Origin of the sequence: Bordetella avium, from assembly GCF_034424645.1 — a bacterium.
GTDB classification, from domain to species: domain Bacteria; phylum Pseudomonadota; class Gammaproteobacteria; order Burkholderiales; family Burkholderiaceae_B; genus Bordetella; species Bordetella avium.
Genome location: NZ_CP139969.1, coordinates 3110634 through 3128889, shown reverse-complemented (window position 1 = coordinate 3128889; position 18256 = coordinate 3110634). Strand labels below are relative to the sequence as shown.

Annotated in this window: 20 protein-coding genes; 18 read left to right on the top strand and 2 right to left on the bottom strand. The window is 61.7% G+C overall.

Features of this window, described 5'->3' with window-relative positions; genetic code table 11:
* The 16 genes from dmpG (at window position 1) to U0029_RS14380 (ending at window position 16077) form a co-directional block, all read left to right on the top strand.
* Entirely contained in the window at window positions 1-1038 is a 1038-nt protein-coding gene (dmpG, locus tag U0029_RS14455) for a 4-hydroxy-2-oxovalerate aldolase (RefSeq protein WP_114852732.1), read from the top strand.
* Window positions 1039-1050: 12 nt separating this feature from the next.
* Window positions 1051-1491 (top strand): hemerythrin domain-containing protein, encoded by a 441-nt coding sequence (locus U0029_RS14450; protein WP_039051515.1) that lies wholly within the window; start codon window positions 1051-1053, stop codon window positions 1489-1491.
* Window positions 1492-1804: 313 nt separating this feature from the next.
* Entirely contained in the window at window positions 1805-3178 is a 1374-nt protein-coding gene (locus U0029_RS14445) for an MFS transporter (protein WP_114852733.1), read from the top strand.
* Between the two features lie 93 nt (window positions 3179-3271).
* On the top strand, window positions 3272-4411 hold the full coding sequence (locus U0029_RS14440) for a porin (RefSeq protein ID WP_114852734.1): 1140 nt from the start codon (window positions 3272-3274) through the stop codon (window positions 4409-4411).
* A 53-nt stretch (window positions 4412-4464) separates the two neighbouring features.
* Entirely contained in the window at window positions 4465-4932 is a 468-nt protein-coding gene (locus U0029_RS14435) for a hypothetical protein (RefSeq protein ID WP_012416299.1), read from the top strand.
* A gap of 40 nt (window positions 4933-4972) precedes the next feature.
* The gene (locus U0029_RS14430; protein ID WP_012416300.1) at window positions 4973-5158 is read left to right on the top strand and encodes a hypothetical protein; all 186 of its coding nucleotides are present in this window, start codon (window positions 4973-4975) and stop codon (window positions 5156-5158) included.
* A gap of 51 nt (window positions 5159-5209) precedes the next feature.
* Window positions 5210-6589, top strand: coding sequence for an MmgE/PrpD family protein (locus U0029_RS14425; protein ID WP_249037549.1), 1380 nt, complete (start codon window positions 5210-5212; stop codon window positions 6587-6589).
* 286 nt (window positions 6590-6875) lie between these two features.
* Complete coding sequence (locus tag U0029_RS14420; RefSeq protein WP_231838586.1) at window positions 6876-7514, top strand: TetR/AcrR family transcriptional regulator; 639 nt, start codon at window positions 6876-6878, stop codon at window positions 7512-7514.
* Window positions 7515-7709: 195 nt separating this feature from the next.
* Complete coding sequence (locus tag U0029_RS14415; protein WP_012416303.1) at window positions 7710-8624, top strand: SDR family NAD(P)-dependent oxidoreductase; 915 nt, start codon at window positions 7710-7712, stop codon at window positions 8622-8624.
* Between the two features lie 35 nt (window positions 8625-8659).
* Window positions 8660-9847: a Rieske 2Fe-2S domain-containing protein gene (locus U0029_RS14410; protein ID WP_049794120.1), complete on the top strand. Its 1188-nt coding sequence runs from the start codon at window positions 8660-8662 to the stop codon at window positions 9845-9847.
* 3 nt (window positions 9848-9850) lie between these two features.
* Entirely contained in the window at window positions 9851-11023 is a 1173-nt protein-coding gene (locus tag U0029_RS14405; protein WP_012416305.1) for an acyl-CoA dehydrogenase family protein, read from the top strand.
* A 13-nt stretch (window positions 11024-11036) separates the two neighbouring features.
* Window positions 11037-12173 carry a CaiB/BaiF CoA transferase family protein gene (locus tag U0029_RS14400; protein WP_114852735.1) on the top strand — a complete coding sequence of 379 codons (1137 nt, stop codon included), beginning with the start codon at window positions 11037-11039 and terminating at the stop codon, window positions 12171-12173.
* 49 nt (window positions 12174-12222) lie between these two features.
* A complete protein-coding gene (locus U0029_RS14395) occupies window positions 12223-13209 on the top strand; it encodes a substrate-binding domain-containing protein (RefSeq protein ID WP_012416307.1) in 987 nt (328 codons plus the stop codon).
* A 10-nt stretch (window positions 13210-13219) separates the two neighbouring features.
* The gene (locus tag U0029_RS14390) at window positions 13220-14230 is read left to right on the top strand and encodes a cupin domain-containing protein (protein WP_114852736.1); all 1011 of its coding nucleotides are present in this window, start codon (window positions 13220-13222) and stop codon (window positions 14228-14230) included.
* A gap of 11 nt (window positions 14231-14241) precedes the next feature.
* Window positions 14242-15096, top strand: a complete 855-nt coding sequence (locus tag U0029_RS14385; RefSeq protein WP_012416309.1) for a fumarylacetoacetate hydrolase family protein — start codon at window positions 14242-14244, stop codon at window positions 15094-15096.
* 12 nt (window positions 15097-15108) lie between these two features.
* Complete coding sequence (locus tag U0029_RS14380) at window positions 15109-16077, top strand: PDR/VanB family oxidoreductase (RefSeq protein WP_012416310.1); 969 nt, start codon at window positions 15109-15111, stop codon at window positions 16075-16077.
* Between the two features lie 187 nt (window positions 16078-16264).
* On the opposite strand, the gene U0029_RS14375 is transcribed toward U0029_RS14380, so the two are convergent.
* Complete coding sequence (locus U0029_RS14375) at window positions 16265-16459, bottom strand: hypothetical protein (RefSeq protein WP_039051513.1); 195 nt, start codon at window positions 16457-16459, stop codon at window positions 16265-16267.
* A complete protein-coding gene (locus U0029_RS14370; protein WP_012416311.1) occupies window positions 16456-16917 on the bottom strand; it encodes a hypothetical protein in 462 nt (153 codons plus the stop codon). Before U0029_RS14370 ends, U0029_RS14375 begins: the two co-directional genes overlap by 4 nt.
* Window positions 16918-17187: 270 nt before the next feature.
* Here U0029_RS14370 and U0029_RS14365 point away from each other — a divergent pair, with 270 nt between their 5' ends.
* Both U0029_RS14365 and U0029_RS14360 read left to right on the top strand, forming a co-directional pair.
* The gene (locus tag U0029_RS14365) at window positions 17188-17625 is read left to right on the top strand and encodes a hypothetical protein (protein WP_012416313.1); all 438 of its coding nucleotides are present in this window, start codon (window positions 17188-17190) and stop codon (window positions 17623-17625) included.
* Between the two features lie 14 nt (window positions 17626-17639).
* Entirely contained in the window at window positions 17640-18146 is a 507-nt protein-coding gene (locus tag U0029_RS14360) for a hypothetical protein (protein WP_012416314.1), read from the top strand.
* Window positions 18147-18256 lie beyond the last annotated feature (110 nt).

Sequence of the window (18256 nt, the reverse complement as noted above, 5' to 3'; positions counted from 1 at the left end):
ATGACTGCCAACAGAAAAATCTATATCTCCGACGTTACCCTGCGCGACGGTAGCCACGCGATCCGCCATCAGTACAGCGTGAACGATGCGCGGCGGATTGCCCAGGCCCTGGATGAAGCCCGCGTGGATTCCATCGAGGTCGCGCATGGCGACGGCCTGCAGGGGTCCAGTTTTAACTATGGGTTTGGCGCGCATACCGATCTTGAATGGATTCACGCGGTGGCCAGCGTGGTCAAGCACGCCAAGATCGCCACGCTACTGCTGCCCGGCATCGGCACGGTGCATGATCTGAAGGCGGCCTACGATGCCGGCGTGCGCGTGGTGCGAGTGGCCACGCACTGTACCGAGGCCGATATCTCCCGGCAACACATCGAGTGCGCTCGCGAGCTGGGCATGGAGGCGGTCGGTTTTCTGATGATGAGCCATATGACGACAGCCGAGGCATTGGCCGGGCAGGCAAAGCTCATGGAGAGCTATGGTGCGACGTGTTGCTACGTCGTGGACTCGGGCGGCGCGTTGAGCATGCAGGATGTGCGCGACCGCTTCCGCGCCTTAAAGGACGTGCTCAAGCCCGAGACCCATACCGGGATGCACGCGCACCACAATCTGAGCCTGGGTGTCGCCAATTCCATCGTGGCGGTGGAATCCGGCTGCGACCGTGTGGACGCCAGCCTGGCGGGTATGGGGGCGGGCGCGGGCAATGCGCCGCTCGAAGTGTTCATCGCCGCCGCCGAACGCATGGGCTGGAATCACGGCACCGATCTCTACAAGCTGATGGACGCCGCTGACGATATCGTGCGTCCGTTGCAGGATCGTCCGGTGCGGGTGGACCGCGAGACACTGGCGCTGGGTTACGCGGGCGTCTACAGCTCCTTCCTGCGCCACTCGGAAACCGCAGCGGCCAAGTACGGCCTGAAGACCGTTGACATCCTGGTGGAGCTTGGCAAACGCCGCATGGTGGGTGGCCAGGAAGACATGATTGTGGACGTGGCCCTGGACCTGCTGCGCCAGCGCCGTAGCGGCGCGGCCGCGGTATAGGGCGGCGTGGCGATGGAGTGGCATACCGACCTCGAACTGGGCTATGCCCCGATGGACGATATCCACGAGGAATTCGTGGATATCGTTGCCCGCCTGCAGGCGGCGCCCGATGATCGTCTGGCCGAGCTGCTAGCCGAATTGCACCTGCATCTGGCGTCGCATTTCGGCCAAGAAAACGCCTGGATGGAAGAGACGGCGTTTCCGCCTCGAGATTGCCATATCGGTGAGCACGATGCGGTGCTGAAATCCGTCAAGGATGTCCGCCTGCTGCTCGCTGACCAGGGGAATACCCGGATTTGCCGCGAGCTGGTCGCGGCCTTGGCCGACTGGTTTCCCGGCCACGCGGCGCATCTGGATTCGGCGTTGGCGCATTGGCTGTGCAAGCGGCGGCTGGGAGGAAGCCCGGTGGTGCTCAGGCGTGGGCAAGACCGTTGCAACCGCGGGCAGGCCTGAAAGATCTGGCCTTGATTGCATGCGCAGATCGTATAGCAGCCATGTCGAATTTTGAAGTTGCGGTGGCGGTATTCTGAGTCCAAAATTCTAGAAAATAAATTCCAGAGCATAGCTCGGGAAAATTATACCAACGGAGACAAAGTTGATGCATTTCGTGTCGTACCGACGCGCGTCCAGTCGCGCGCAGCGTGGAGGCGTTTTCCCTAGCCCTTTGGCCACAAGCGGCTTGCCATTGCCCCAGCCTCGCGAGTGATGCCGTGAGCGTCCGCACAGGCCACTGAACCGCATGCTCTACACCCAAGGAATTGCTTCCATGACAGACTCAACCACTGCAGCAGGACAGGATAAGCAGAAGCGGCGCGCTATCTTGGCCAGCTATCTCGGAACGACGCTCGAGTATTACGACTTTCTCTTGTATGGCGTCGCGGCGGCGCTGGTGTTTCCCCAGATTTTTTTCGTAACGCTGGACCCCTTGGCGGCCACGCTGTCGTCGTTTGCGACCTTTGCCGTGGGGTATTTCGCGCGGCCCTTGGGTGCGGTGGTGTTCGGCCACTATGGCGATAGACTGGGGAGAAAGAACGTCCTGGTGGTCACACTGATCCTGATGGGGCTTTCCAGCATGCTGATCGGTCTGCTGCCGTCGTATAGCCAGATTGGCATCGCGTCTCCGATCCTGCTGGTGGTTCTGCGGCTGCTGCAAGGGATTGCGATCGGCGGCGAGTGGGGCGGCGCGACGCTGATGTCTATGGAGCACGCCAAGCCGCGGGCGCGCGGCCTGGCGGTCAGCCTGGTCAGCGCGGGCGGACCCTCTGGCGCTGTGCTGGGAACGCTTGTGATGACGCCCTTCACCTTGCTGCCCAGCGACCAGTTCCTGGCATGGGGATGGCGTATTCCCTTTCTGCTCAGCGCGCTGCTGATGGTGTTGGGGCTGATCATACGCGTACGCGTCACAGAGACGCCGGAGTACGAGGCCGCGCGTAAGGAGCAGGCCGCCAAAGGGGTGCCCAAAGCTATCCCGCTGGTGATCGTGTTCCGCCACAACAAGGGCCAGGTGCTGTCGGGCGTATTGGGTGGATTGGCGCCGCTTTCTTTCGCGACCTTTGCAGCGGCGTTTCTGTTGAACTATTCCGTGGAGGTCGGCCATACGCGGACCAGCGCGCTGATGGCGATGACCATCGCCAACTTCCTCAATATCTTCACGCTGCCTCTGTTCGGGGCGGTCTCGGATCGCATTGGCCGCCGGCCGATGATGATTGCGGGCGCGGTCGGCGGCATGTTGCTCATCTGGCCTATTTTCCAACTGGTGCACAACGGTTCGTTCCTGACCCTGCTGTTGGCGATGGTGCTGGCCATGCCGGTTATCCAGGCGATGATGGGAGGAGTGTTCAACACGTGGATCAGCGAGAAGTTCGCCGCCGACGTGCGCTATAGCGGAATCGCGCTGACCTTCCAGATTGCGTCCACCTTGGGGGCTGGCCTGTCGCCCCTGATTGCCGCAAGCCTGCTGGCGGCCTCGGGCGGAACTAACCCGCAATGGGTGGCTGCCTATTTCGCGGGCATCTGCCTCATCAGTTGTGTGGCGTACCTGCTGGGTAAAGAGCGCTTCGACCAGGAGCTGCCTGCTAATACCGAAGGCGTAGAGGACGCAGCGCAGACAGCTCCCGTGACCAGAAAAATGCTCGCCTAGCAGCAGCTGGCATTACCCCCAAAGGAGTTCTACCCGATATCCGTACCTTGCACGGAGAGGCAAGGCTTTCTCAAAAAAATATCAAGGGACAAAATGAAGAGGGTTCAGGTGGGTTTGACCGCCCTGACGGCGGCCACAGCGGTATTCGGACAGGACTGTATGGCGGCAGAGCCAGCGCGGCCTAGCTCAGTGCAGATCTATGGCGTGGCCGACGTGGCGCTTGCGCACTACCAGACCTCGGGCAGTTCGGGGACCAAGATGCAGACCGGCGGTTCCGGATCACGCATCGGCTTTTTCACCAGCGAGGGCCTGAGCGATGGATGGCGGGTAAACACCCGTCTGGAGGCCGGCTTCAACATGAATTCAGGCACCAAGAGTTCCACTGGCGGCGTGCCCGACCGCTTGTGGAGCCGACAGGCCTATGTCGAGCTCGAGAATAAGGCGCTGGGCGGAGTGCGCCTGGGACGCCTGCAAGGGCCGACGTACAACTTTTTTCCCAAATTCGATCCAATGCTGGTCCCGGCGATGGACGTCTGGGGCGTGTTGACGACCTTGGGCGCCGCGCTGCCGGGATATGGGTCGGGCACAGGTGTGTCGTCCGGGTTCCTCATCAATCCGACTATGCGCACGCAAAACACCATCGCGTATATGTCGCCGAGCTGGCGTGGCCTGCAGGCGGAAGTCGCGTATAGCTTTAGCAATGGATCGAGCGTGGAGCCCGCGCTTCTGGAAGTGGGGCTCGATTATCGGTCAGGGCCGCTTGCCGTCGGTCTTTTGTTCGTGCACGCGGACAGCACCTCAGGCGCCGGCACGGTGCGCGCCACGAAGCCGGTTTCCGAAATGGCCATCGGCGCCAAGTACGATTTTGGACCCTTCAACCCCTATGTGACCTATATCCATCGCAACCTCACCGACCAGATGGTGGGAAGCGATGGCGCTGCACTCAACACCAATTCCGAGAGCGTGAAGCTGGTCGGGGCGGTGGTCCCGGTATCCAGCCGAGGCAACATCCGGATCACCTACGGGCGATACTCAAGCGGCAGCCCGGGGCGCGATGCAAAAAGCTATGGCCTTGCCTACACCTACGACGTCAATCCTCGCCTGATGCTGATGGTCGCGGCGACGCGGCTCACGCAGCAGGATAAGGCCAATTGGCCGGTGTTTCAAAGTCCCCGGCCCGATGCAGGCGCCTCGGTCAATGGTGTGATCACCGGTATGACCTGGCGTTTCTGACAGGCTTGCGCGACCCCTTTCCGGGAAATCCAAATTTTTAAAGGTTGATAGAAATGGCTGCTAAATCGCCGTGGTATTACATCATTCATTGGCTTAGGCTTTACTTTGGCGCCCACCTGCTTTTCTCTGGCATCCGCTATGCAGCGACCGGCTATGTGCCGGACATACCGGGTGTCGGGGGCGAGTGGGTGCAGGCGAACGCGAACATCTACCTCTACCAGACGATCAAGTACCTCGAGATCCTGACCGGCGCGATGCTGTTCTTTAACCGCTATGTGTTGTTGGCCCTGATCCTGGAATTCCCCGCGACGATCAACATCTTCTGGCTGAACACCTTCATCGTAGCGACCCCCCGCCAGTTGTTCACCGGGCCGCAGGAGCTTTTCATGAACGGCGTTCTGCTGCTGGCCTATAGCGGCTGGATGTACGCGGCCGTGAAGCCTAAGCTGGAACCGCTCTGGATCTGGGACGGCGCCAAGGCTTACGCGCCGCAAATCGGTCAACGCATCGTTCGCAAATAAGCGCCCGCGGGCCATTCCTGTTACGCAATGAGGTGAATCAATGGACAAGAATAAATGGATTGCCGCCGTGGTCTGCCTGTGCCTGACCGTCATCGCCTACATCGGCTCCACGGGTCTTTTCTATGCGCAGTTCCGGCCGATCCGCAACTATGATCTGGTCGCTTTCTTCGGTTCATGGGCAGGTCTGATCTACCTTTTCATCCGGGATCGGAACCGAGAGGACTGATCGCACCGGTCGTCTTTTGCCGGACTCGGCGCCCATCATAGGAAATCGATAATGAAGTTGACCCGCAGGCAGTTTGCGCAGTTCTCGGCGCTCTTGGCGACCGGCTGGGCCACAGGTTCCTCCTGGGCCCAGTCCAGCGGCAAGCCGGCAGGGGCGGCCGATGCCGCCCGGCACGACACCCTCTACACCCTGATCGACCACTGCCTGGGCTTGCGCTATGAGGCGCTGCCCGCCGATGTCATTGCGGCCACCAAGATTCAGATCCTGGACACGGTTGCCGTTGCGCTGCCCGCGCGCGATGCCGATGGGATCAAACAGCTCTATGCCTGGAGCAAAGAGCGCGGTGGCAAAGGCGAGAGCCTGGTCCTGGGCACTCATGACCGGCTGCCTGCCGAGACGGCCGCGCGCTTGAATGCTTCGATGGCGGCTGCACTGGAATTCGACGACACATACGAGCCGTCGCTGATCCATGCCTCCTGCGTCAATGTTCCCGTCGCCTTCGCCACGGCGGATGCCGTGGGGCGCATCAGCGGCAAGGAATTGATCGTGGCGGTGGCGATGGGCACCGACCTGGCCTGCCGGCTGTCGCGCGCCGGTTCGCCGGGCGTCTCGCCCTTTATCGTGGGCTGGGACCCGACCCCCATGTACGGCTTCTTGGCGGCCGCGCTGGTGGCGGGGCGCCTGCTGGGGCTGACGCGCGATCAATTGGTGGGCGCGGTCGGCCTGGCCTATCATCAGATGTCGGGTAATGCGCAAGCCGCTATCGATGGCACGCATGCCAAGCGATTCGGGAGCGGTTTTGCGGCCTATGGTGGCCTGATGTCTGCGCGCCTGGCGGCGAAGGGCGCTTTCGGGCCCATTAATGTGTTGGACGGTCCCAAGGGGCTTTTCAAGCAGTATCACGGCGGCAAGGTGGCGCGCGAGGCGCTGCTGGACGGGCTCGGGACCGAGTTCGTGGGCACGGGCATCGCACCCAAGCCCTATCCCTGCTGCCGCGGCGGGCATGTCGCTATCGATGGAGCGCTGGAGCTGGTAGAGGCGAACGACATCCGGCCCGCCGACGTGGCGCAGGTCATCGTGTACAGCCCACCGGCTGAAATGATGTTGTTGGGCGCTCCGCTGGATAAGAAGCAGAATCCCAAGACCATCGTGGAAGCGCAGTTCAGCAACCCCTGGATGGTTGCTACGGCTATCCAGGACCGGGACGTGGGCCTGCGCCATTTCACGCCCGAGGCTTTGCAGCGAGAAGATATCAGGGCTCTTGCCAGGCGGGTCGCCACGGCCGAGGATAAGCGCCTCGTGCGTCCTGACGGCGGCCCGGGATTCGTGCGGCTGGAGATCCGCATGCGCGACGGACGGGTGCTTACGAAAGAGGTGCGATACGCCAACCAAGGGCGATCCGAAGAATCCGATGACGCCGGCCGAGTATGAGAAGAAAAACTATGAGTGCGCGCAGGCGTCCGGCATGAAACGTGAGCAGGCGGCGCGTATCATTCAGCGCTTCATGAATCTCGACGCAGAGCCTGACGTATCCGACTTGAGCCTTGCCCTGGCCAGCTAGAAAGTCAAATAGTCTTTATGAAATAATGCGTGGCGCAATGAGGTGCTGCGGTTTGCAGCACCGAAATCCAGCAACCCGTTTTGTCGAATCGGATCTATGGTTTCTAACTCGAACAATCGTACCCGTAGGCCTGGTGAGCATAAATCGAGCGCCGCTGTGCGGGCTCGAATCCTTGAAACGGCGTTCAGCCTGATCTCCAAGTTCGGCTACAGCGGAACCACCATGGGCAAGGTGGCCACTAACGCGGCGCTTCCGATAGGCAGCGTGTACTGGCACTTCGAAAGCAAGGATTTGCTGCTTGCCGCGATGATCGAAGAAAGCTTTATACGCTGGCGCAATGAGACCGCTGAACGCAATCGGCCCCGCGAAGGCGAGACCTTCGAGGAGCACGTGACGCGCATCTTCGGCTCGACGGCCAATCCCAAATATTTCGCGGCCGATTTCTGGCGCCTGGGCGTCATTCTGAGCGTCGAGAAATCTGTCCCGGAACAAACGGCCAGAAAGCAATTCCTGACGATACGCGAAGCGCAAAGAAAGGAGCTGACTTCCTGGTGGAGCGCGACGCTGCCGCCGACGCTGCTCGAAACGCAGCCGGATCTGCCCGAACGGCTAAGCATGTTCACGTTGGCCATGCAGGATGGCAACGCCATCGCGGGCAGTTCGGGAGAGTCTTTGGACGACTTCCAGGCCATCTTGGCCTCCTGCCTTATCCATCTCGTATCGCAGGCGCGGCAGCAAGCCAGCGCCAGCACGGAAAGCAAGAAGAGAACCCGCGCCGCACGGACCCGCAGCTGAGGCCGCCCGCGCTTCCTGAACGCTGTGTCCACAGCGGTTCTTAACCCGGCATACGCCAAGCGCGCATGCCGGGTTTTTGTTTGTCGTCGCCTTCAGAAATACAGAATATGAATAGCAGAATGTGAGAAATCCGGCTTGGTGCAAGTGAGGTCGCAGCGGAGAATTTGCAGCAATCTCCTAAAGGCGCGAAATCACATGGATAGGCTGAAAAACAAGGTTGCGATCGTTTTCGGTGCGGGCCCGAACATTGGCGGCACGATTGCGCATTTCCTCGCACGCGAAGGGGCAAGCGTATGCGTCATGGACGCGAGCGAGGCGGCGGCCCAAGAGACGGTGGATTTTCTGCAAGCGCGCGGCTTGACCGCTTTCGGCGTCGCGGGCAATGCGCGTTGCGGAGACGATGTGCGCCGCGCCGTGGCTGAGACCGTGGCGCGTTACGGGCGCCTGGATGTGGCGGTAAACATGGCCGGCCGCGTGCACTGGAGCCATGTGCTAGACATGGATATGGACGATTGGAACGATTCCGTCGCCAGTTTCGTGACGGCCGGCCTGATCACGACTCAGCACTGCGCGCGCGCCATGCAACAGAGCGGCGGCGGAAGCATCATCCACATTCTCTCGACAGCGGCGCACTTTGGCGAAGCCGACGGCGCGGCTTATTGCGCGGCTAAGGCGGCGCTGCTGAGCTTCGCGCGCTCTTCGGCCTTGGATCTGGCGCATCTTGGCATCCGCGTGAACACCGTAACCCCTTGTTCCATGGAGCACCAGCTCTGGACAACGATGCGCGACGAAATGTTCGATCCCGCCTGGGTTGCTCCCGCCAGAACGGGCTTTTATTCGCGCCAGGAGTACCTGGACCAGATGCCTTTGCGCCGTTTTCCCCGCGCTGCGGACCTGGCTTGGGCCACGGTCTTTCTGGCGTCTGATGAGTCTGCCTGCATGACCGGATCGGACATGGCGGTGGATGGCGGGCTGCGCCACAAATACCCCACCTGGTCGCCGGGCAAGCACTATCCGCTGGATGTGCGGGACTATGCACGCAGCATACAGCTGACCAAATACGGAGAGCCGCAAGGGCCTCTGACCGATCTGTTGGGCGAGCCCGTTTGACGGCTCTCCTTCCTCGACATCATCAGGAGACGAATATGAATGCCTTGGACGAGCGTCGCCAGGAACGTGCGCGCCAGTTTCAGCGCTTGACACAGTGCGACCGCGATTCCGATATGGGAAAGCTGCTGCGCAAGTTCTGGCAGCCCATAGCGCTGTCGGAGAGCATCGAGCTGAACGCCGCCATTCCCGTCAAGGCGCTGGGCGAAGAGCTGACCTTGTATCGCGGCGCCAGCGGCGCCCTGCATCTGGTCGGTGGACGCTGCGCGCATCGCCGCACCCTGCTGCATACCGGTTGGGTCGTGGGCGAGGAAATCCGCTGTATCTATCACGGATGGCAATTCGACAGCAGCGGCGCCTGTGTGCATCGCCCGGCCGAAGGCGATACCGGCATGCCGCGCACCAAGATCGCCGGCTATCCCGTCCGGGAATACCTGGGGCTGGTCTTCGCCTACCTGGGCGAGGGCGATGCGCCCGAGTTCGACCTGCCTCGCAAGCCTCAGGCCGAGCAGGCCGGCGCGGTGGTCGCCAACGGCATGGAGCGTTGGGACAACAACTGGTTCCAGCAGGTGGAAAACTCGATGGATGCCGTGCACGTCAGCTTCGTGCACATGGCGTTGACGGTGGGCGCCTTCGGCAAGGCGGTGACGACCAGCATCCCCGAACTGAGCTACGAAGAAACGGCGGCCGGCATCCGGCAGACGGCGCGGCGCGCTAAGGATAATGTCCGCCAAAGCGACTGGACCTTTCCGAACAACAACCACATCACGGTGCCTGGCCTGACGCCGGAAGATCCCTGGCTGGATGTGTTCGTTTGGATGCTGCCCAACGACGAGCTGAATACGACGCGCTTCATGATCTACAGTCTGCCACCCGGCGCGAGCGAAGCGTCCAAGACACGATTCCGCGCTTACTTCGCCAAGTATGGCAAGTACGATCCGGCTGCGCACCATGACGAGCTGTTCGGCTCTCGGGTGTGGAAGAACCCTGAAGACACCTTCGTGGGTTTGACCGCCGCGCAGGACTATTTATCCATTCGCGGCCAGGAGCGCATCACCAAGCGCGAAGACGAAATTCTGGGCCGCTCCGACCTGGGTATCGTCACGTTGCGCAAGCTGTTCTGGCGCGAGCTGGACCTGTTGCGCGACGGCAAAGAGACCAAGCAATGGGTGTCGCTGGACGAGGCCGTCGAGCTGCCGCATCAGCCTGGCGCAATCGAGGGATAAACCATGCTCGATCTGATCCCGCACGAGTCCCTGCCTGAAGAATTGTTGATGTTTCGCTCTTCCATCCGGCGTTTCGTGGACAAGGAGCTGGTTCCGCTGGAGCATGCGCTGGGCGCGGACGGCCTGCTTGATGAGGTGCAGGCCCAGGCTGTGCGCGACCGCGCCCGCGCGGCCGGCTTCTGGCTGATGGATGTACCGGAAGCGTTGGGCGGGCAGGGGCTTTCCCTGCTGCCCCTGGCGGTATTCTGGGAAGAGGTGGGGCGTAGCACTGTGGCGTCCTGGGTCAGGCATCACGGCCTGTTCGGTCCCACGGTTGGCCCCATCCTGGCGGGGCTGAGCGAGCACCAACGCAAGGATTATCTTTATCCCGTTGTCGATGGCGCAAAAAAGTTCTGCTTTGCTCAGACCGAGCCGGACGCGGGCTCCGACCCCTCTGCCATGCGCACGCGTGCCGTGCGCACCGAGAAGGGCTACCGCATCAATGGAGTCAAGCGCTTTATTACGCGGGCCGGCCAGGCCGATTTCGCGCTGGTCATGGCAGTGACCGATCCTGAAAGGGGCGCCCGCGGCGGGATCTCTTGCTTCATCGTGGACATGCAGACGCCGGGGGTGCGCCTTGCCGGCGCGGAGCGCACGCTGATGGGCGATAGGCCTTGGGAAATCGCTTTCGAAGACGTGGACGTTCCTGCTGAGAACCTGGTCGGCGAGGAGGGCAGGGGCTTTGCCCTGGCCCAGGGCTATATCAACCACGGGCGCATCCGTCAGGGCGCGCATGCCTGCGGCGCTGCCGAGCGTTGCCTGGGATTGACCGCCACCTATGCCGGTCAGCGCAAGACCTTCGGCGCGCCCCTGTCGGAACGCCAGGGCGTGCAATGGATGCTGGCCGATGGCTTTACCGAAGTCTATGCCACGCGCCTGTTGGTCTACGACGCGGCGCGAAAGGCCGATGCTGGCATGGACGCCAAGCTGGAGACTTTCATGATCAAGACGTTCGGCGTGGAGATGGGTTTCCGGGTGGTCGACGCCTGCTTGCAGATGCATGGCGGCATGGGCCTGACGGAGGACTCTCCCATCGAACGCTTCTGGCGCGATCTGCGCAGCTACCGGATTACCGAAGGCCCGACCGAGGTGCTGCGCACCACGCTTGCGCGGCAAATTCTCAAGCACTTCCAGTGAGCTGTACGCAACAATGAAAACCGCACTCAACGATATTCTCGTCATCGAGCTAGGAACCGTGTTAACCGCCCCTTTGGCGGGCATGATGCTGGCCGACATGGGCGCGCGCGTCATCAAGGTGGAGCATCCCGATGGTGGCGATCCTTTCCGCCGTCACGCGGGTAAGTTGTACAGCCCGCATTTCGCCGCCTACAACCGCAACAAGGAGAGTATTCAGCTCGACTTGCAGACGGATCAGGGCAAGGCCGATCTGGCAAAGCTGATCTCCCGTGCGGACGTGCTGCTGGATAACTATCGTTCCGGCGTGATGCAGCGGCTGAGCTTTGACGAGGCCCGCCTCAAGGCACTTAATCCGCGCCTGATCCAATGCTCCATCATGGGCTTTGGCGCCAGCGGGCCCTATCGGGATCGTCCTTGTTACGACGCCGTGGCGGTGGCGCTGTCTGGCATCGCGGCTCAGATCGTGAACCCTGAGCAGCCGGCGCTCAGCGGCCCTTCCCTGTCCGACAACATCACCGGCATGTACGCCGCCTACGGGATACTGGGTGCGCTGCACAACAGGGACCGCACGGGCGAGGGCGCTAGAGTCGAGGTCAATATGCTGGAGGCCTCGGTGGCGTTTTCCCCCGAAGGCTTCGCGCAGTACACAGGGCTGGGCCTCGTCCCCAATCCGCTGTCGCGCGTGGCGATTTCGCAGTCGTACGTATTCCGCTGCGCGGACGGGCGTTTGGTTTCGGTCCATTTGTCGTCGGTGGAGAAGTTCTGGCAAGGGTTCGTCAAGGCTATCGAGCGGGACCATCTTCTGACGGACCCACGCTTTCAGACGCCGGTATCGCGTACCCGGCATTACCTCGAACTGGCTGCTATCGCCGGGGAGACGTTTGCGGCCAGGAACCGTGACGAATGGTGTCGGCGGCTGGAAGCCAACGATGTGCCCTTTGCCGCAGTCAACAGCGCGCCAGAGGTCATGCAGGACCCGCAGGTGCGCCATCTGGGCATTTTTTATGAGGTCCCGCATCCCGAACAGGGCAGGGTTACCGCGATACACCGGCCGGTGCTGATCGATGGCGAACGGGGGCCGTCCGATAAGGCAGCACCGACGCTGGGCGAACACACGGCCGCGATCCGGCGCGAATTCGAGCTGTCCTGATCCCACCGCGTTTCGCTTACCGCGAAGCCAAGAACAGAGAACACGATTCATGAGCAAACTGAAACTTTCCGTGGCTATCGGAAACTATGACCGCTGCCGTCCGCTGATAGACGGCGCCGTCCAGATCGACGGCGTGGACCCCACGATCATGACGCTGTCGCCCGAAGAGATTTTCTTTCGTGCTTTCCGCGGGCAGGAATTCGATATCTGCGAGCTGTCGCTGTCCAGTTCGACCCTACAGACTGCGCAGGGGAACTTTCCCTACGTGGGCATCCCGGTATTCCTGTCGCGGGCTTTTCGACACACGTCCATCTATTGCCGCACAGACCGGATCGAGAGCCCGGAAGACCTGCGCGGCCGCAAGATAGGGCTGCCGGAATATCAGTTGACCGCCAATGTGTGGGCGCGCGCAATTCTGCAGGACGACTACGGCATTATGCCGTCCGATGTGACCTGGGTGCGTGGCGGGATCTCTCACGCGGGTCGGCCCGAGAAAATAAAGATTAAGCTGCCGGATAACTTGACGCTGCAAGACGCGCCCGCCGGCGAGACGATCTCCAGCCTGTTAGCCCAGGGCGAGATCGACGGCTATATCGCCCCGCGCCACCCCGATGTCGCGCCGGGCACGCCCAATATCGGCTGGTTGTTTCGCGACCCCGTCGGGGCGGCCAAAGAGTACTACCGGCGCACCCGTATCTTTCCCATCATGCATATCCTGGGCGTTCGGCGCGAACTGGCCGAGCAGCACCCCTGGTTGCCTGGCGCCATTTACAAGGCATTCGAACAGGCTAAGCGTCAGGCAATCGAGCACCTGTCGGATACGTCGGCGACCAAGATCACGCTGCCTTTCGCCGAAGAACGCCTGAAGGAAGCGCGTGACCTCATGGGCGAGGATTACTGGTCTTACGGCATCGACGCCAACCGTCACGTGCTGGAGCACTTCTTCCGCCATCACCATGAGCAGGGGCTGTCGCCGCGCCTGGTGACGCCCGAAGACTTGTTCCATCCTGGCACGTTCGAAAGCTATCGCCTGTAAGGAGCCCGTGATGTCATCGAGCAGCGAAGCAATCCGCAGGCAGTGGCGCGAGGCCGGGCTGGCGCCGCTTTGGGAAAGCCCGAATGCGCACAAGGAGCAGGATGGCGCCGTACCCAGCCATATCTGGCGCTGGGAGCAAACGCGCCCCTTGATCGACCTGGCGTTCCAGGAGACTTCGCCGGCCGCAGTACAGCGCCGCGTCTTGCAGATGCTGAGTCCGCAATCGCACTCTGTCGCTGACGAGTACACCTGCGGCAACGTGTTGGCGGCCTTTCAGTGTCTCTTGCCAGGCGAGACCGCGCGTGCGCATCGGCACACCATGAACGCGTTGCGCTTCATGCTGGAAGGCCGGGGCGCTGTGACCCTGGTGGACGGCAAGGAGTGTCCGATGGCGTTCGGCGACCTCGTGCTGACGCCGGGAATGGCCTGGCACGCGCATCGCCACGACGGTAGCGAGCCGGTGGTGTGGCTGGACGTGCTGGACGTGCCTTTGCATATGTACCTGGGGACCGCCGTGTTTCAACCTGGGCCCATGGAGCCCAGGCCGCAGACGATGCGCGACGAGGCCTATGCTTCGCCGAATATCGCGCCTTGCGTCACGCTGGGTGATGCGGACAGGTCTCCGGTGTTCCGCTACCCCTACGAGGACGCGGTGCGCGCGCTGCACTATGCGCCCGCCTCGCGCGACGGCATCCGCAGGGTGCGCTACGTCAATCCCCTGACGGGACAGGGCGCTTTACCCCTGCTCGACACCACGATGCAGGAGCTGGACGCGGGCATGTCGTCCCGGCCGACCCGTTCGAACGCCAATCTGGTGGTCGCCGTGGTCGAAGGGCAGGGCGAGAGCCGGGTCGGGGATGCGCGGTTTCGCTGGAAGGCGCGCGATGTGTTTACCGTACCCCAGCACAACTGGGTCACTCATACCACATTCGAAGGGAAGGCGCGCTTTTTCGTCGTTTCGGATGCGGACGTGCTGCGCAGGCTGAACCTGCTGGCCGAAGACGTGCGCGAAGATTTCTGACAGGAAGAAAGATGAAGATCTGCTGGTTCAATGATGATCGACTGGGCGTCGTCGACGGCGCTTTCGTCGCGGACGTGAGCGCCGCCTTGCGGGCGCTGCCTGCCCCCGCTTACCCGAATCGCGCGGGCGATCTGGCGATCGCGCATCTTCCCGAGTTGCGCGCCGCCATCGAAAAACTGCTGTCTCAGGCGCCGTTCTATCCCCTGGATTCCGTGAGGCTGCTCAGCCCCGTGGCGAATCCGGGAAAAATCATCGGCGTGCCGGTGAACTACCTGAAGCACGTGGAAGAGGTGGCGGCCGACGTGGCGACCTTCACGGGCCGGGAGACTGGCAGCGTGCTCGAGCAGGGGCTGTTTCTCAAGGCGAATAGTTCGCTGATCGGTTGCGGCGAGCCGGTGCGCATCAGCATGCCGCAGAGGCTAACCCATCACGAAATCGAGTTGGCCGCCATCATCGGCAGGACCGCCAGGAACGTCTCCGAACAGGACGCGCTGGCCTATATTGCGGGCTACACGATTGCGCTGGACATGACGGTGCGCGGCGCCGAGGACCGCTCCATGCGCAAGTCCCTGGACACCTATTCCGTGCTCGGCCCCTGGCTGGTGACGGCCGACGAGATCGCCGACCCGCAGCGCTTAGGCTTACGCCTGAGCGTCAACGGCGCGGACCGTCAGGTGGCGAACACCTCGGAAATGATCTTGCATATCGCCGAGCAGATCGCCTGGGCCTCGCGCTTTTACACCCTGGAGCCTGGGGACGTCATTATGACGGGCACCTGCGACGGGGTGGGGCCGGTGGTGGCCGGGGACGTGATGCATGCCGAGATCGAGGGCATCGGCGCGATGACAGTGTCGGTGGCCGCCTAGGATGATGACGATATGAGCGCTTTTTTGCCGGGCTCGGACAAGGGCCTTTTGGAATTACGGGTGCAGGCGATCCGCTACGCGGCGCGCGACATCCACCTGGTGGAGCTGGTGCATCCGGACGGCGCTGAACTGCCCGCCGCCACTCCCGGGGCCCATATCGACCTGTATCTGGGTCAGGGTCTGGTGCGCTCGTACTCGCTGGTCGAGCCCGGCGCGCATCCCCGCAGCTACCTGCTGGGCGTCAAGCGGGAGGCCGCCAGCCGGGGAGGCTCGCGCTACGTGCACGAACAGCTGCGCGTGGGTACGACGCTGACGGTGTCTGCGCCGCGCAACCATTTTCCGCTCGCCGAGCATGCCCGGCACTCTATCCTGATCGCCGGCGGAATCGGTATCACGCCGATCTGGTGCATGGCCCAGCAGCTAGAGGCTGTGGGTGCTTCCTGGGAGCTGTGGTACAGCGCCAGGACGCGAGCGGATGCGGCGTTCCTGGATCGCTTCGAACCGCTTTTCGCCAAAGTGCATCTGCATTTCGACGACGAGCAGGGTTGCTTTCTCGACCTGGGCGCTGTCGTGCGCGGCGCCGCCGAGGATACGCATCTTTATTGCTGCGGCCCTACGCCTATGCTCGACGCCTACGAGGCCGCCGCCGCGCAGCGGGACCCCCGGACCGTGCACCTGGAGCGCTTTGGCGCGAAAGCCGCCGCGTCGCTGGAGGGCGGCTTTGTCGTGGCGCTTGCGCGCAGCGGTAAGGAGATGGCCGTGCCCGAGGGGGCCAGCATCCTGAAAGTCTTGTTGGATAACGGCGTGCCGGTGGATTTCTCTTGCCAGGAGGGCATTTGCGGATGCTGCGAAGTCGCGGTGCTGGAAGGGGAGGTAGACCATCGCGACGCGGTTCTCAGCGAGAGCGAGCGGGCTCAGGGCAAGACGATGATGGTTTGCTGCTCCGGAGCAAAAAGCGCCAGGTTGGTGCTGGATCTTTGACGCGGGCCGCAACTGCGCACGCTGCGGGCCGCAGCACGCTGACCCTGTAGGCGGCGCTGCCTGCCGGGCGAACTCGCGTTCGGCCATCGCCAAACCCTGCCCGCGCACAGAGCCCCTGGCTGACTGCGATGGCGCCGCGTCCGGGCAGGCGCCCGACATGAGGCGAGAACGCCGGGCTTTGGCCATGTTATCGGGCGTCTTGTTTGACGCGGTCCTTGATCATGCAAATCAGGGTGAGCAGGCATGCCCCAACGGGCGGACCCCAGTCGTAGATTCTCAACGGACGCGAACCCATCGTGGTGGAGAAGCCAATGACAATCAAAGTCCAGACTAGGGTGACGCCAAGGACTATGGCGAAATGTTTGAGACCGATGCTTTTCATGGCGTGTCCTGTCCGTGGTGGCGGTTTTTTTCCCAAAGAAACGCCGGCTTGGCTTTCAGCTTGAAAAGGCCGGCATAGCTTTTCCCATACGCAATTATCAGTAAACCGCAGAGCAGCAACTCCTGTGTGCCTGTGAACAATTGCCGAGGGTGGGGCGAAACGAAGAGGTTCAGATAGGCGATCTGGAAGGCCACCCCCGCCATGACGGCCAGAGCAAGGGGCACGAAAATATTGAACAGCAGCATGCCGCCCAGGACGATTTCAAGATATTTGATGAACGGGTAGAAGCCGATGTTGTTCATCTCGGCCAGGTAGGGGCCAACCGCTCCCGCCTTGCTGAAGTCGGGAATCACCCCGAACACGGCATAGTTGATTCCCGACTTCAGGAAGTGGATCGCATAGTAGAACCGCAACCACATGATCAGATACTTCCATGGCAAACGCTGAGCCTCCATCATTCATGCTTCCTTTGGAAATGGCTTTTTCTGATGCCAAAATCTAAAGGCGGCCGATGGGTCGAGCAAGCATGCAAAGTGGATGGCTGGTATGCCGATATGCAGACCCTGCAGATTCGGGCCACGCTCGCCACAAGAACGGAAATACAGGAATTGCATACCAGCGATGTGAAATCCGCTGTTGTTGTTTCTCGGCTTCCCGTTCAAAATCCCTGAAAACAAAATTCCGGAGTAAAAGTCCGGTAAATACCAAGTGGGAGACAAGGAATCTGCATGCGCATTCTGTCTTTATTGGGGGGCATCGCGCTGATTGCGTGGATCGCCCATGGTCTGCATACCAATCCGCGCTGGACCTGGGCCCCGGGCGAGGGGGAGCTGCCACGCGACGTCGTCGCCAAATACATGGACTTGGCCTATAAGCAGGGGAACACGGACAAAGCGGCGGAGCTGTTCTTTTCGCCCAAGATCAAGGACACGGTGGCTGCCACTGACGTTTTGCCCGCCAAGGGGGCTTTCGAGCCCAAGCTGGTTCGCGTCGTAGCCGAAGGCTTGAATGTCGTGGTGCAGTACCGGGCCGCATTGGATGGCGCCGATACCGAGTTCGTAGAGATCTTCCAGATCCAGAACGGCCGCATCGCCTCTCGTGAACGAGTCGCCCGGACTGACGCCGGACAGCCCGGCCGCGTGGTGGCCACGACACTGCGGGATTAGAGGGGAAGAAAAGAATGAAGGACTCAATAAGCTTCAAGTTGGACATCAGGACCGCCGGCCAACTCGTCATCGCCCTGATGCGTCTTTATCTCGGTGCCTGGATGGTCGTCAGCGGGGCGAGCTATTGGCTGCATCAACTGGGGTATCAGCCTATTTTTCCCCAACCTTTCGGTACGCTGCCCGCCTCCAACAAGATGCTGATCACCCTTGTCGAAGTCGGGCTTTTCAATTTGGTCAAGACGCTAGAGATCGTGGGCGGCCTGTTTCTGATAGGCAATATCTTCGTGCCATTGGGTTTGCTTATCCTTTTTCCCATCAGTGGCATGGTGTTCTACAACGCTGTCTTTCTGAATCAGCGGTATGACGGCATTTTCTCCCTGACCTATATGGGGACCCTCTGCCTGTATATGAATGTGGTGCTGCTGCTGGCCTACATCAAGCATTATCTGCCGATGTTGGCGCTCAATGCTCGCAGCGGCAGCCTGTCGGATATCAAGCGTCTGCCAGAGATATTCAGGTGATCTGCCTGGGGCGCACCCAAGGCGTCAGGGCGACGAACGCTTCGCGCATCTGCGGGAGATAGGCGATGCGCGGTCAAGCCCAATGGCTTGCCGTGCATCTGCCTTGGTGG

What these genes read in the sequence shown, in the direction of transcription:
- dmpG (WP_114852732.1), top strand. Translation starts at nt 1, where the DNA reads ATGACTGCCAACAGAAAAATCTATATCTCCGACGTTACCCTGCGCGAC.
- U0029_RS14450 (WP_039051515.1), top strand. Translation starts at nt 1,051, where the DNA reads ATGGAGTGGCATACCGACCTCGAACTGGGCTATGCCCCGATGGACGAT.
- U0029_RS14445 (WP_114852733.1), top strand. Translation starts at nt 1,805, where the DNA reads ATGACAGACTCAACCACTGCAGCAGGACAGGATAAGCAGAAGCGGCGC.
- U0029_RS14440 (WP_114852734.1), top strand. Translation starts at nt 3,272, where the DNA reads ATGAAGAGGGTTCAGGTGGGTTTGACCGCCCTGACGGCGGCCACAGCG.
- U0029_RS14435 (WP_012416299.1), top strand. Translation starts at nt 4,465, where the DNA reads ATGGCTGCTAAATCGCCGTGGTATTACATCATTCATTGGCTTAGGCTT.
- U0029_RS14430 (WP_012416300.1), top strand. Translation starts at nt 4,973, where the DNA reads ATGGACAAGAATAAATGGATTGCCGCCGTGGTCTGCCTGTGCCTGACC.
- U0029_RS14425 (WP_249037549.1), top strand. Translation starts at nt 5,210, where the DNA reads ATGAAGTTGACCCGCAGGCAGTTTGCGCAGTTCTCGGCGCTCTTGGCG.
- U0029_RS14415 (WP_012416303.1), top strand. Translation starts at nt 7,710, where the DNA reads ATGGATAGGCTGAAAAACAAGGTTGCGATCGTTTTCGGTGCGGGCCCG.
- U0029_RS14410 (WP_049794120.1), top strand. Translation starts at nt 8,660, where the DNA reads ATGAATGCCTTGGACGAGCGTCGCCAGGAACGTGCGCGCCAGTTTCAG.
- U0029_RS14405 (WP_012416305.1), top strand. Translation starts at nt 9,851, where the DNA reads ATGCTCGATCTGATCCCGCACGAGTCCCTGCCTGAAGAATTGTTGATG.
- U0029_RS14400 (WP_114852735.1), top strand. Translation starts at nt 11,037, where the DNA reads ATGAAAACCGCACTCAACGATATTCTCGTCATCGAGCTAGGAACCGTG.
- U0029_RS14395 (WP_012416307.1), top strand. Translation starts at nt 12,223, where the DNA reads ATGAGCAAACTGAAACTTTCCGTGGCTATCGGAAACTATGACCGCTGC.
- U0029_RS14390 (WP_114852736.1), top strand. Translation starts at nt 13,220, where the DNA reads ATGTCATCGAGCAGCGAAGCAATCCGCAGGCAGTGGCGCGAGGCCGGG.
- U0029_RS14385 (WP_012416309.1), top strand. Translation starts at nt 14,242, where the DNA reads ATGAAGATCTGCTGGTTCAATGATGATCGACTGGGCGTCGTCGACGGC.
- U0029_RS14380 (WP_012416310.1), top strand. Translation starts at nt 15,109, where the DNA reads ATGAGCGCTTTTTTGCCGGGCTCGGACAAGGGCCTTTTGGAATTACGG.
- U0029_RS14375 (WP_039051513.1), bottom strand. Translation starts at nt 16,459, where the DNA reads ATGAAAAGCATCGGTCTCAAACATTTCGCCATAGTCCTTGGCGTCACC.
- U0029_RS14370 (WP_012416311.1), bottom strand. Translation starts at nt 16,917, where the DNA reads ATGATGGAGGCTCAGCGTTTGCCATGGAAGTATCTGATCATGTGGTTG.
- U0029_RS14365 (WP_012416313.1), top strand. Translation starts at nt 17,188, where the DNA reads ATGCGCATTCTGTCTTTATTGGGGGGCATCGCGCTGATTGCGTGGATC.
- U0029_RS14360 (WP_012416314.1), top strand. Translation starts at nt 17,640, where the DNA reads ATGAAGGACTCAATAAGCTTCAAGTTGGACATCAGGACCGCCGGCCAA.